General features: G+C 39.6%; 11 protein-coding genes. 9 read left to right on the top strand and 2 right to left on the bottom strand.

Annotation, left to right across the window (positions count from 1 at the left end):
- The first annotated feature begins 20 nt into the window (after nt 1-20).
- The 3 genes from nagE to BS1321_RS00565 all read left to right on the top strand — a co-directional run bounded on the left by nagE (nt 21) and on the right by BS1321_RS00565 (nt 3,419).
- Nucleotides 21-1,496, top strand: a complete 1,476-nt coding sequence (gene nagE / locus BS1321_RS00575; protein ID WP_063233577.1) for an N-acetylglucosamine-specific PTS transporter subunit IIBC — start codon at nt 21-23, stop codon at nt 1,494-1,496.
- A 390-nt stretch (nt 1,497-1,886) separates the two neighbouring features.
- Nucleotides 1,887-2,315 (top strand): DUF1801 domain-containing protein, encoded by a 429-nt coding sequence (locus BS1321_RS00570; protein ID WP_063233578.1) that lies wholly within the window; start codon nt 1,887-1,889, stop codon nt 2,313-2,315.
- Nucleotides 2,316-2,375: 60 nt separating this feature from the next.
- The gene (locus BS1321_RS00565; protein ID WP_063233645.1) at nt 2,376-3,419 is read left to right on the top strand and encodes an oxidoreductase; all 1,044 of its coding nucleotides are present in this window, start codon (nt 2,376-2,378) and stop codon (nt 3,417-3,419) included.
- Between the two features lie 443 nt (nt 3,420-3,862).
- Here the strand turns inward: BS1321_RS00565 and BS1321_RS00560 are convergent, their stop codons facing one another.
- On the bottom strand, nt 3,863-5,050 hold the full coding sequence (locus BS1321_RS00560) for an MFS transporter (RefSeq protein ID WP_063233579.1): 1,188 nt from the start codon (nt 5,048-5,050) through the stop codon (nt 3,863-3,865).
- A 121-nt stretch (nt 5,051-5,171) separates the two neighbouring features.
- Here BS1321_RS00560 and BS1321_RS00555 point away from each other — a divergent pair, with 121 nt between their 5' ends.
- Nucleotides 5,172-5,618, top strand: a complete 447-nt coding sequence (locus BS1321_RS00555) for a MarR family winged helix-turn-helix transcriptional regulator (RefSeq protein WP_063233580.1) — start codon at nt 5,172-5,174, stop codon at nt 5,616-5,618.
- Between the two features lie 318 nt (nt 5,619-5,936).
- Nucleotides 5,937-7,526 (top strand): long-chain-fatty-acid--CoA ligase, encoded by a 1,590-nt coding sequence (locus BS1321_RS00550; protein WP_063233581.1) that lies wholly within the window; start codon nt 5,937-5,939, stop codon nt 7,524-7,526.
- Between the two features lie 216 nt (nt 7,527-7,742).
- On the opposite strand, the gene BS1321_RS00545 is transcribed toward BS1321_RS00550, so the two are convergent.
- Entirely contained in the window at nt 7,743-8,180 is a 438-nt protein-coding gene (locus tag BS1321_RS00545; protein ID WP_063233582.1) for a hypothetical protein, read from the bottom strand.
- 841 nt (nt 8,181-9,021) lie between these two features.
- Between BS1321_RS00545 and BS1321_RS00535 the strand changes: the two genes are divergently transcribed.
- From BS1321_RS00535 to BS1321_RS00520, 4 genes are read left to right on the top strand one after another with little or no spacing between them, the layout of a single operon-like run.
- Nucleotides 9,022-10,125: an amidohydrolase/deacetylase family metallohydrolase gene (locus BS1321_RS00535; RefSeq protein ID WP_063233646.1), complete on the top strand. Its 1,104-nt coding sequence runs from the start codon at nt 9,022-9,024 to the stop codon at nt 10,123-10,125.
- Nucleotides 10,103-11,212 carry a DgaE family pyridoxal phosphate-dependent ammonia lyase gene (locus BS1321_RS00530; protein ID WP_063233584.1) on the top strand — a complete coding sequence of 370 codons (1,110 nt, stop codon included), beginning with the start codon at nt 10,103-10,105 and terminating at the stop codon, nt 11,210-11,212. The genes BS1321_RS00535 and BS1321_RS00530 overlap by 23 nt, the downstream gene beginning before the upstream one ends.
- Nucleotides 11,209-11,964, top strand: a complete 756-nt coding sequence (gene dagF / locus BS1321_RS00525) for a 2-dehydro-3-deoxy-phosphogluconate aldolase (RefSeq protein WP_063233585.1) — start codon at nt 11,209-11,211, stop codon at nt 11,962-11,964. The genes BS1321_RS00530 and dagF overlap by 4 nt, the downstream gene beginning before the upstream one ends.
- The gene (locus BS1321_RS00520) at nt 11,957-12,970 is read left to right on the top strand and encodes a sugar kinase (protein ID WP_063233647.1); all 1,014 of its coding nucleotides are present in this window, start codon (nt 11,957-11,959) and stop codon (nt 12,968-12,970) included. The genes dagF and BS1321_RS00520 overlap by 8 nt, the downstream gene beginning before the upstream one ends.
- Nucleotides 12,971-12,986: the final 16 nt, after the last annotated feature.

Here is a 12,986-nt window from a genome sequence, read left to right as displayed (position 1 = left end):
ATTGTCAGGAGGAAAGCGGAATGAAAAAATATCTTCAAAAAATTGGACGTTCCTTAATGCTGCCAGTAGCCGTATTGCCGGCAGCCGCCATTTTAATGGGGATCGGTTATTGGATAGATCCAGCAGGATGGGGAGCGGGAAGTCCGTTAGCAGCTTTCTTAATAAAAGCAGGTTCTTCGATCATTGACAATATGGCTATCTTGTTTGCTGTTGGAGTGGCGTTGGGGATGTCGAAAGGAAAAGATGGAGCCGCCGCTTTGAGCGGGCTGGTAGCCTATCTAGTCGTAACGACATTGCTTTCCACGGACTCGGTAGCGATGCTGCAGGGAATTGATGCAAAAGATGTAAATCCAGCATTTGAGAAAATAGAAAATGCATTTGTCGGCATCCTCTCGGGTCTTATAGCGGCAGCTATGTATAATCGGTTCAGTAAGGTCGTACTGCCGGATGCATTCGCTTTCTTTAGCGGTAAACGCCTTGTCCCGATCCTTACTGCGGTAGTCATGTTACTGGTTTCTCTTATATTATTCTTCGTATGGCCACTCATCTACTCCTGGTTAGTTATATTTGGGGAAGGAATAAGTGAATTAGGTGCTGTTGGAGCAGGACTCTATGGATTCTTCAATCGGCTTTTGATACCAACAGGATTACATCATGCGTTAAACTCTGTATTCTGGTTCGATGTAATAGGACTTAACGATATCGGTAAATTCTGGGCTGGAACAGGAATAAAAGGAACCACAGGCATGTATCAAGCCGGATTCTTTCCCGTCATGATGTTCGGTTTACCGGCTGCGGCTCTTGCCATGTACCATTCGGCAAAATCACGGAAGAAAAAACAAGTGGCCTCATTAATGCTCGCAGCCGGTTTCGCTTCATTTTTCACAGGCGTTACTGAACCGTTGGAATTTGCTTTCATGTTTGTTGCACCAGCCCTATTTGTTGTGCATGCTTTATTAACAGGAATATCGTTAGCTATAGCTGCGACTTTCCAATGGACAGCTGGGTTTGGTTTTAGTGCAGGATTCATTGACTTTGTTTTAAGTTCAAGATTGCCATTGGCAAATGAACCTTATATGCTACTTCTTCAAGGACTGGCTTTTGCTGTCATCTACTATTTCTTATTCCGATTCTTGATAACAAGGTTCAATTTAATGACTCCCGGCAGAGAAGATGATACAGAAGATGAGCTTGATGGTGGAGGAGCGATTTCGGAAGCAGACAAAAGTCAAGGCGGGAATAATGAGAGTAAATTCTTTGGAATGGCTTCCGCTATTTATGAGGGATTAGGCGGAGACGCTAACGTAACTTCTGTAGATAACTGCGTTACCCGATTAAGGGTTGAGGTGGAGAATATGGGAGCTGTCGATCAGAATAAAATCAAATCAACAGGGGTTGCTGGAATCAATATCGTGGGTCCCCAAAGCATTCAAGTCATCGTAGGGACACAGGTACAATTCATAGCTGATGAAATTGAAAAGATTCGGCGGCAATAGGTCTTGATAAACAGCATTTTGCCTTTTTAAAGCAACTGATACACTAAAAATCTACGATCAGAATTATATTTTCTGATCGTAGAGATTTTTATGATAAAGTACTGATTTTAAACGCGCAAAAGATTTATCTTTATAAACTCTGCTCTTAAAATAGAATAAAACGAATCAATGTTCTATAATATATAAGGGTATTGAATGAAGGATTTGCCATGAAGCTTGGAGAATTAGTAATGGAGCTCGTCCGCCAATCATTTGAATAGTTAGGAATTCAGCGGTAATGAAGGCTGTATACATACACGTCAATCTAAAAGAACATCATAAAGTGTACTAAGTTTTGAGCAAGGGATAGCTTTTGCATTTTTCAAACTTTTAGTATGGGAGGTTTCGGTCATGTATAAACAAAAAACCAAAGAAACTGACAGTAGTGTCATTGAGTTCATTGAGAACGTCGATAATCAAAAAAAGCGTGAAGATGCATATGAATTGTTGGATGTTTTTACCAAAACGACAGGTTATGAGGCAAAGATGTGGGGACCGAGCATTATTGGGTTCGGTATCTATCATTATAAATATGAATCAGGTCACGAAGGCGATGCCCCTTTGGTAGGCTTTTCCCCTCGAAAAGCTAAAATCAGTTTATATTTCACTCCAGGGGATAAAAAAAGGGAAGAATTGTTACAGGCATTTGGAAAACACACTTCCGGAAAAGGGTGTGTGTACATCAATAAAGTGGCAGATATCGATATTAATGTATTAAAAGAATTGATTAATCAGTCTGTCAAGTTTTTGAGAGATACGTACCCGGACAATGAAATATAATAGAACGTATGATCAGTTTATAATTGTTTAAGAGGAACAAGAAAGCGAGTGGGAACGAAAATGAGAAAAATTAAAGTGGGCATAGTTGGGTACGGATTGTCAGGAGCTACTTTTCACGCGCCATTACTAAGTGTTTTAGGGCAGTTTCAAATAGCGAAAGTTGTCAGCTCCAATAAAGAAAAAGTCCAAAAAGATTTGAAAGATGTAGAAGTGGTAAGCAGTTTAGAGGAAATTCTAGAAGACGCGTCCATTGATTTGGCTGTTATTACGACACCGAGTGGTTTGCATTATGAAATGGCCAAGCAAAGCTTGTTAGCTGGGAAGCATGTCATCCTCGAAAAGCCGATGGTAGTGGAAGCTTGGGAGGCAGAGGAGCTCATTAAGATTGCCGAGGAAAAGAATCTGCTATTAAGTGTCTATCATAACCGGAGATGGGATAATGACTTTTTGACTGTGAAAAAACTTATGGATGATGGAGTGCTTGGGGAAATCAATACATACCAGGTCCATTATGATCGATACAGGCCTGTGGTCAGGGATAGATGGAGGGAAAAACCAGGCCCGGGATCAGGCATGCTTTATGATTTAGGATCACATCTCATCGATCAAGCACTGCATTTGTTTGGATTGCCGCAATTCGTTTGGGCAGATGTATTTTCCCAAAAAATAAATGCAGAAACGGATGATTATTTCCATGTGATATTAGGATATGAAAAGCTAAGAGTTATCTTGCATTCAGGCTCAATCGTTCCGTATAATGGACCGCGGTATCAGGTGCATGGAAGTAAAGGATCATTTATCAAGTACGGTCTTGATTGCCAAGAGGCGGCCCTAAGTGATGGGAAAAAACCGATGAATGACTCTTGGGGTGCAGATGATCCCGAATTCTATGGTAAGCTGGTTACGGTTGAAGGAGAAAATGAGATACATGAAACCATTGAAACACTGCATGGATCTTATTTAACGTATTACCAGGCAGTTGCCGATAGTATATTGAGCGGGAAAAAAGCTCCAGTCACTGCCCAAGAGGGGTTATCGGTCATTAAAATCATTGATGCGGCTTTTGAAAGTAGTAAAGGGAAAAAAGCCGTATATATTAAATGAAATTAATTTTCCCCTTATAACAATATGAAATGAGAAAAACTGAATGGTAAGCGGCCTTATTCTCAGAAATAAGGCCGCTTTTTATTTTGGTCAAATAAAATCATTAACTTAAGGAACAAATGGAGCAAATACTCATGAATTCGAGCGTTGCGCTTGAGTTTTTAGCAGTTTACTCGTGAAAGCATAAACTCGAGAGATTGAAGCATTACTCTTGAATTCGAGCCATTTACTCGTGAAATTGGAGCAAATACTCGTGAGAATCGTACATTTACTCGTGAATTTGAAGCAAATACTCGTAAGGTTCGTACATTTACTCGAATATACTGTTTTGAAGAATCTCGACTACAAGAAGAAAGGAAATAAAAATCATAATGAAACCCCCGAATAGCGGCTGCTACTCGGGGGTTTCATTAAGGTAAAAACTTGAAATGCCTCTTTAAGCTCTAGGATAATGCCTTTGCATGAAGAGATCGCTTTTGCCAAGCCATGGTAATCATCAAAGTAATGAATAAGAGGATAAGGCCCAACATGAACGGGTAGGTAATGTGGACATCATACATCATTCCGGCAAGTGTGGGTCCGAGCACATTTCCGATGCTCATATACGCATTATTCATACCCATTGCAAAGCCCTGCTCATTGCCTGCCATCTTGGAAATCAGTGTGTTAAGAACTGGACGTAAGATGGAAGTGGAAAGGAAGATGATAAGTGAAATTAAAAAGAAAATCAGGTAACTTGTAGCAAAAAGTGATAGGAGGAAACCGATTGCTGCAACACTGATAAAGATATTCAGCACATTCACTTCCCCGAAACGCCGTACAATCCGGTCGACGACAAACAGTTGTACTATTACACTGACGATACCGGTGGCTGTAACCATGACGGCGATGTCCTTAGGACTTGAATTGAATTGATTATCAAGATAAAGACCAATTACAGATTCATATGCCATTAAGCCAAAGCTCATTACAAGAGTAATGATGAGTGGGATGAAATAGGGCATTTTCACGGATAAGGCAATCTTCCGAACCATCGTTTCTGTTTTTGCATCCATGGTTTGAGTAGCCTGTGCCGTTTCGCTTTCTTTTAAAACAAAAATCGAAAATACCACTGCTGATAGGGATACCAGCGCAGAAATCAAAAATGGAAACTTCAAGCCAAAGTCAGCTAAAAAACCTCCAATTCCTGGACCGACTACAATTCCCAGGGACATGGCGGCAGATACTAAACTATTGCCTTTAGCGCGTTGATCAAATGTGGTGATATCGGCTACATAAGCAAAAATTGCGGGTATAAGCAAAGCTGCTCCGATCCCGCCAATGATACGTGAAGCATACAATAACCAAATGGAATTTACTGCATAAAAAATAAACATGGATAATGTCAAACCGACCAATCCATAAATAATCATTTTTCTGCGCCCGTATTGGTCAGTCCATTTTCCTGCAATTGGCGAAAAAATAAGTTGTGCACCTGCGAAAATGGCAATCATTAGGCCAGCGGCGGTTCCGCCTTGATTAATGGAAGCCAGGTATGCTGGTAAAATGGGAATGATGATACCGAAACTTCCTATTGCTATAAACATATTGATCATGAGGATAATGATCTTTTTGCGTTGTTCTGCTGACATGGACAGCCTCTCTCTCTCTTTAAAAATCAATAACCAATTTAATTCGCATGGTTAATTTTTTGATACGCTAATTATGTTATAGTTTTAGATAGATAGTGTCAATAAGAAAGGATTGTCAAACATGAATTCAAGTGAATTGTATAATTTACATCTAGAAATCAAGGAACTAAGCAGCCTCTCACAGGAATTGGTGGAACCGTTATTGGTTAAATATGATTTAACTTCTGTACAGTATCGCGCATTGCAATTAATAGTCTTGAATGAATCCATAGCTGTTAAAGATGTTTCGAATCATTTGAAGATTAAACCTGCAGCAGGAACTGCACTAATTGACCGGCTTGAACGGAAGAAAATGATTAAGAGGGTACACAGTGAGGATGATCGGCGGGTCGTTTTTATCCAATCCACCGAAAGTGGAATGGAAGCCTACCATTCCATCAATAAGAGTCTTGCAAAAATCTTTCGTGACTATTATAGCGTCCTAAATGAAGAGGAAACGGAACGGCTTAAACAAATCGTTGGGAAACTGACCGAACATGTGTCGTCACGTATAGAGAATAAAATATAGTCTTCCTGACGTTTACAATTTCCATTATAATAGAAAGAAGAAGCTCTATATATTTATTAAAGCAGTGAATTCCACTGTTTTTAGGGGGGGGATTATCAGAATAATTAAAAAAATATTCGAATATGCATTTCCTTGAGTATAAAGGTTAGGTCATTCAATGATTCTTTAAATGATGTGAGAAATCCATTAAAGAAGATATGATGTTTGGAAAATGAATATGTATTAAAAGGGTTAAGAAATTTTTTTCTCAATGACTCATCATGACGAACCAGGCAGGGTGCTGTAAGCAGAGAATCTCAAAAGAAGGAGATGGTAAAAATGTTTTCCCCATTAACCCCAATGGATTGGAAGCGCAGGGCCGTAAAATATTATCCTCATAAAGTGGCAGTCATCGATGAAGAGAAAGAGTTTACATACAAGGAATTCGGACAGCGGGCCGATCAACTTTCCAAAGCACTGTATTCTTCGGGAATTGAAAAAGGCGACCATATTGCAGTGATGTTGCCTAATACGCATTATATGTTGGAATGTTTTTATGGCATTTGTCAAATGGGAGCGGTAATGGTTCCTTTGAATTATAGGCTTGCTGCAGAGGATTTGGAATATATCATCAAGCATAGCGATTCAAAAATGTTGATAGTCGATGAAGAATTCACCGCTCCGATCGAAAAGATCATTACTAGACTTTCATTGGAAAAAATCATTATCGTGCCTGTTGAAGGACATGAAACCATTTTACCTGGAATAGACTATGAGAATTTCATTTTGCATGCAATTGATGAAGGTATGCCAGAGGTTACAATCGATGAAAATCAACTTTTGACTATAAATTATACGAGTGGAACGACTTCAAAACCAAAAGGGGTAATGTTAACCCATCGCGGGAATTACATGAACGCCGCTAATTTCATTTATCACCTTGGAGTGAATCATGACGATGTATACTTGCATACCCTGCCAATGTTTCACGCTAATGGCTGGGGAGGTGTATGGTCGGTAACGGCTACTGGCGGGACACATGTATGTTTAAGGAAAGTTGATCCCCCTCTTATCCTCAAATTATTTGCCGAACATAATATTACCTTGTTATGTGGAGCACCTACTGTAGTAAATATGCTAGTGAATGATCCTAAAGCAAAAGAAACAAATATCAAAGTGCGTCCAAGGATGGCAACAGCAGGTGCTCCTCCAGCAGCAGCGCTTATACAAAAGGCCCAAGAAATCCTTGGTTTGAATATGATTCACGTATATGGATTAACAGAAACTTCCCCTTTCATCCTATATAACGAGTGGAAGGATGAGTTTGAAGCTAAATCGGCGGACGAACAAGCAATAATAAAGGCAAGACAAGGTATTGAATTGGTTTTCAATGGGGAAACGATGGTAGTCAATCAAGATGGGAAAGCAGTCGCTTGGGATGGAAAGGAACTGGGAGAAATCATTACTCGCGGCAATGTTGTTATGGAAGGATATTATAAGGATCCGGAAAAGACGGCCGAAGCAATTAGGGATGGCTGGTTTCATACTGGGGATCTGGCAGTGACCTATCCTGATGGTTATATAGAAATACAGGACAGGGCTAAGGATTTAATCATTTCCGGGGGAGAAAATATTTCTTCAACAGAGGTGGAAGGGATATTGTATAAACATCCAGATGTTTTGGAGGCGGCGGTCATTGCCATCCCAGACGATAAATGGGGAGAAACGCCTAAGGCAATCATTGTGCTGCACCCCAAAGCGGAAGTGACAGAAAATGAGATCATCACCTTTTGCCGCTCAAAAATGGCCCACTTTAAAGCACCGACAAAAGTTGAATTCGTAGATTCTTTACCGAAAACGGCAACAGGTAAGCTACAAAAATACCGTTTGAGGGAAATCCATTGGAAAGGATCGAAAAAGGTAAATTAAAATCTTTCATTATAGGAACGGGACATATATTACGGGGTTGTCATAAAAAGGTAAATCAAAGTGCGGCAAATAACAAGACCAAGAATGCTTTTAAATAAGCATTCTTGGTTTTTATTATTATGGAAAGCACCATTTCCTCTGTAATACTAGGAGCGGGTTAGATTAATTAACGAGGGCTTCTAAATGAAAGATTTGACTTAGTGTAATATATATACGTTATTTTAGATAAACTTGGTTTTTTACCGCTAGCAAAGACTGATACATGATAAGCGTGCTTTCCGGAATACTGCCAGCGAGTGCTGATGCCAGTGCAGTAGCTACTCCTGCTGGTGCGGTTGGGCCACCTGCAAACACAAGAGTACTTACGATGCTTAACCATGTTGTTCCCTTTTGATGAGCCTTTACCATCTTTCCTAATTGGGTATTTGTTAGTTTAGCTTGATGAGCAATAGGTTTGCTCATTTCAATGATGCTTGCTGTTGGTTGTATTTGTATATAATCATCACTTATTAAATTGACTTCCACAATAGGGTTGACTGTTGTTGATGAAGGTATTGTTTCATTTTTCTCTTTTGCCAATGTATTGGGGACATGTGAGACTACTAATAAACTTATTATTAGTATTGAAAATAAGGACTTTTTATTCATTTTCATAACACTACCTTATATTTTTTTTGAATATTTGGTATAATCTCATACTATATAACTATATACGGGAGGTCAAGATAAATATGGAAACTGAGGAAAAAAGTTTTAAAACAGTAATTATTGTACTTATTTCTATATGTCTAGGTTTTATAATCAGGATGTCCTCAGTAATAATAGCTGATCGAAATTTATTTTCTATGTACAACATAGACATATTAATTTTATTTATAGCAATAATTGGATTAATCATATGGTTGAATAAAAAGAAAAAAAGGATATAAATCAGTTTGTAGACAAAAGGGGTTCTATTTAAATTTTGAAACAAAGTTGATTGGAGCGGGTGTGCGAGACTCCTGCGGGAAAAGTGTGTCTAGGGGAGACCCCGCAGGCGGAAAGCGAGTGCCCAGAAGAAACTTTCAAATTGTTCAAACTGTTCAAACCCTTAAAATCTCTTCGAATTTGTTTTTAAAAGCATTATTTCTGGATAATTAGAGTAGGAACTTACAGCATTGGTTATTTGTAACAATTCGTAAAAAAATAAAAGGCGGGAAGAAAAACACATTGTTTTTCTTCCCGCCTTTTATTTTAAGAATAGCCGAGTAAAATTTTAAAAACCTAAATGAGATCACGCTATATGGAAGAAACTAATGAGCACATAGAAAAATAAGCGATGATCTATTAAAAATTCTGTAAATTTAATCAAACATTATAACGTTATATTGATTAGTTCGACAAAATATGATAATCTATTTTTGTAAAGAGAAATGAAATGAATTCTCACACAATTCAGTGTAACCGTATACAAAGTACTTGCAATCGATAGGATGTACCGAAAAGGATGAGGGAAATGACAGATACGTTAGTTCTGAAGAATGTAAAGATGTTAGAGGGAACTGCAGCGGATATCATACTGGAAAATGGGATGATTAAAGAAATCGCACTTCCCGGAACTGCAATAGGAGATAAGATAATAGATTATGATCAAAAAGTTTTTGTTTCGAGCGGATGGATTGATATGCATGTACATGCTTTCCCGGAATTCGATCCTTATGGTGATGAGGTTGATGAGATTGGATATAAAACTGGTGTAACGACGGTCATTGATGCGGGAAGCACGGGTGCAGATAGGATATCTGATCTGGTTAGCAGTTGTGAAAATTCCAAAACGAATGTTTTCGCCTTTCTGAATATTTCGCGGATTGGATTGAAAAGGATTGATGAGTTATCGGATATTTCATGGCTGGACGAAGGGGAATTAAGGAAGGCAATTTCCAAGTACGGGGATTTTGTCGTTGGACTTAAAGCGAGAATAAGTAAAAGTGTGGTTGGTCCAAATGGTGTCGAGCCATTAAAAATCGCTAGGAAGTTCTCGGCTGAAACTGGTTTACCATTAATGGTTCATATCGGTTCAGGGCCGCCTGATATTAAGGAAGTCCTTGATTTACTTGAGGAAAAGGACATTATTACACATTTCTTAAATGGTAAAGCGAATAATTTATTTGATGAAAGAGAAGAGCCACTGCCTGAGTTATGTAAGGCGATTGAACGTGGTGTTCATTTGGATGTAGGTCATGGAACGGCAAGCTTTTCTTTTAAAACTGCAGAAATAGCGAAAAAGAGGGGAATCCGCTTCAATACGATCAGTACGGATATATATCGTAAAAACAGAGAGAATGGGCCAGTTTTTAATATGGCAAATGTGCTTACAAAATTTTTGTACCTCGGTTATCCATTAAAAGAAGTAATAGATGCCGTTACGGTCAATGCAGCAGCTTGGTTGCATAAACCAGAGCTAGGCAGGATTTCAGCTGGGGATATTGCGAACTTAACCTTATTCTCGATTGAGAATGAGCAGACCCTTTTATTGGATTCCGATGGCGAAAAAAGGATGGCAGAAAAAAGAGTTGTTGTTAAAGGAGTGGTTATAAATGGAGAATTCATTGAATGCTAAATACGGTTTGAAAAGAGTCATCAATGCAAGTGGAAGAATGAGCATATTAGGGGTTTCTGCACCTACTGACACAGTGATGGACGCGATGAAAAAAGGTGGGCAAAATTATGTGGAAATTTCTGATTTAGCCGATAAGGCAGGACAGCATATAGCGAATTTGCTTCATTCTGAAGCAGCGGTCGTCGTAAACTCAGCATCAAGTGGAATTGCGCTTTCAGTAGCGGCGATCGTTACTGAAGGAAACAGAAGGAAAAGCGAAAGGCTTCATCAAGATCTCATTCAAAAGAATGAAATCATCATGTTGAAAGGCCATAACGTTCAGTACGGTGCACCGGTTGAAACCATGATTTACCTTGGTGGCGGAAAATTGGTTGAAGTTGGGTATGCAAACGAAGGGAAGGCGGAACATATTGCGGATGCCATAAATGAAAATACTTCTGCCATTTTATATGTAAAATCGCATCATGCTGTTCAGAAAAATATGATATCGGTCGAGGAAGCATGGGAAGTGGCCAAAACGAATAATATCCCTCTGATTGTCGATGCAGCGGCGGAGGAGGACTTGGAAAAATATATACAATTTTCTGACCTGGCGATTTATAGTGGATCAAAAGCCATTGAAGGACCCACATCTGGTATCGTTGCTGGCAGAAAGAAATATATCGAATGGTTAAAGGTTCAATTGCACTGTATCGGAAGGAGCATGAAGGTCGGTAAGGAAACTACCTTTGGGCTGCTTCAGGCATTGGATGAGTATTTTGTTAAGATGGATAATAGCGAAAAAGAAAAAGCTAGTTTACAAGTTCTCACATCACTTGACTCCATTGATGGCGTAAAAGTAACGATAGTTCAGGATGAAGCAGGTCGTGCCATATATAGAGCACGTATTTCCATTGATCCCTTGATAACGGAAACAACGGCGAAAGAAGTGAACGAGCAGCTCAGAAATGGGGATATTGCCATTTATACACGTGATTATGGGATACGGCAAGGCTTTTTCGATATAGATCCGCGTCCATTGCAAGGTGATGATATAAATGTCATTGAAGCTCAATTAAGAACCATATTAGGAGGAAAACAAGGATGACAAACATAAACAAACGGTTATTGAATGATCGTGTAGCCTTAAATGTACTTGCAAATAGTGTAGAAAATGCAGTGGAAGTCTTTGAAGCAGCTGAAGGACATGTATTGGTTGGTGTACTTTCAAAGGATTATCCAACAGTGGAAGCTGGTGTTACAGCAATGAAAGAGTACGGGGATGCCATTGATGAGGCCGTTTCAATAGGATTGGGCGCGGGCGATAATAGACAGGCAGCAGTTGTAGCAGAAATAGCAAAATACTATCCAGGCAGTCATATTAACCAGGTTTTTCCGGCTGTTGGTGCTACGAGGGCCAATTTAGGTGAGAAGGATAGCTGGATAAATTCACTTGTTTCTCCAACTGGTAAAGTCGGTTATGTGAATATCTCCACTGGTCCAGTAAGTGCAGGTGCAAGTGAAACTGCCATTGTGCCTATCAAAGCTGCCATTGCACTAGTTCGTGATATGGGAGGAAATGCATTGAAATACTTCCCGATGAAAGGCCTGAAGCATGAAGATGAATATCGTGCTGTAGCAAAAGCTTGTGGTGAAGAGGGATTTGCTTTGGAACCAACAGGTGGAATCGATTTAAATAATTTCGAGAACATACTAGAAATAGCATTACAAGCAAAAGTGCCTAAAGTCATTCCCCATGTTTATTCTTCCATCATTGATGAAGAGACTGGAAAAACGAATGGGGAGGATGTCCGGAAATTATTAGCCATAACAAAAAAATTGGTTGAAAAATATGCCTAAAAGAATTGTGGCATTCGGGGAAGTAATGATGCGTTTGCAGGTACCAGGGTATGAATTGCTATCACAGGCTAACACTCTGCAATACTCCTTTTCAGGCACGGGGGTAAACGTTGCTTCTGCGATGACAAAACTTGGACATGATGGGTATCTTGTGACAAAGTTACCGGATAACCCGCTTGGGGATTCTGCGATTTCATCTTTGCAACGATTAGGAATTGGAAGGAACTTCATCTCTAGAGGTGGCAAATACATGGGGATGTACTTTTTGGAAAATGGTTTTGGACAGCGGGCGAGCCGTGTCACATATTCCAATCGACTGGAAAGCAGTTTTAATACAGCCTCCTTATCCGATTATGATCTGGATATGATTTCGGATAATACGGATATCATCCATTTTTGCGGGATCACGCTTGCAATGGCGGAAAATGTCCGGGAAAGTATGAAGGTCCTGGCTAGAAAAGTCAAAGAAAAAGGCGGTACAGTCTGTTTCGATTGCAATTACCGCCCCTCCTTATGGGAGGGAGGTTACGCTGACGCAAAACCTCATTATGAAGAAATGCTTTCTTTGGCTGATATCGTCATGATGAATGAGAAAGACGCCATATATATTTTAGGAATGGAGTCAGAAGGCTCCACAAGGGAAGAGCAGCTTATTGAGTTGATCCCTGAAGTGGCCAAGAAATTCAATATTCAATCAATAGCAGGGACACATCGTTCAATTAACAGTGATAATAGCCATACGTTGAGGGGGTATATGTACAAGGAAGAAACATTTTACTTTTCCGATATCCTATCATTTTCCGTATATGATAGAATAGGTTCAGGCGATGCTTACACCAGCGGAATTTTACATGGCGAATTGCGGGGATATTCCCCTGAAAAGACAGTTCGGTTTGCGGCTGTATCAGGAATGCTGGCATGTACTGTCGTTGGAGATACTCCTTTGGCAACCGAAAAGGAGATACTCTCGGCAATGGAAGGTAAAATGGAAGATATTAAGAGATAAAAGGCAGGAGATTAGG

The organism is Peribacillus simplex NBRC 15720 = DSM 1321 (genome assembly GCF_002243645.1).
Lineage (GTDB): Bacteria > Bacillota > Bacilli > Bacillales > DSM-1321 > Peribacillus > Peribacillus simplex.
Note: the sequence above shows the minus strand (reverse complement) of the source record. Positions and strands in the feature narration are given on the sequence as shown.

Excerpts from the sequence above, each read along its gene's own strand:
- BS1321_RS00560 (WP_063233579.1), bottom strand. The coding sequence starts at position 5,050 with ATGTCAGCAGAACAACGCAAAAAGATCATTATCCTCATGATCAATATG.
- BS1321_RS00570 (WP_063233578.1), top strand. The coding sequence starts at position 1,887 with ATGTATAAACAAAAAACCAAAGAAACTGACAGTAGTGTCATTGAGTTC.
- nagE (WP_063233577.1), top strand. The coding sequence starts at position 21 with ATGAAAAAATATCTTCAAAAAATTGGACGTTCCTTAATGCTGCCAGTA.
- BS1321_RS00530 (WP_063233584.1), top strand. The coding sequence starts at position 10,103 with ATGGAGAATTCATTGAATGCTAAATACGGTTTGAAAAGAGTCATCAAT.
- BS1321_RS00545 (WP_063233582.1), bottom strand. The coding sequence starts at position 8,180 with ATGAAAATGAATAAAAAGTCCTTATTTTCAATACTAATAATAAGTTTA.
- dagF (WP_063233585.1), top strand. The coding sequence starts at position 11,209 with ATGACAAACATAAACAAACGGTTATTGAATGATCGTGTAGCCTTAAAT.
- BS1321_RS00555 (WP_063233580.1), top strand. The coding sequence starts at position 5,172 with ATGAATTCAAGTGAATTGTATAATTTACATCTAGAAATCAAGGAACTA.
- BS1321_RS00520 (WP_063233647.1), top strand. The coding sequence starts at position 11,957 with ATGCCTAAAAGAATTGTGGCATTCGGGGAAGTAATGATGCGTTTGCAG.
- BS1321_RS00565 (WP_063233645.1), top strand. The coding sequence starts at position 2,376 with ATGAGAAAAATTAAAGTGGGCATAGTTGGGTACGGATTGTCAGGAGCT.
- BS1321_RS00550 (WP_063233581.1), top strand. The coding sequence starts at position 5,937 with ATGTTTTCCCCATTAACCCCAATGGATTGGAAGCGCAGGGCCGTAAAA.
- BS1321_RS00535 (WP_063233646.1), top strand. The coding sequence starts at position 9,022 with ATGACAGATACGTTAGTTCTGAAGAATGTAAAGATGTTAGAGGGAACT.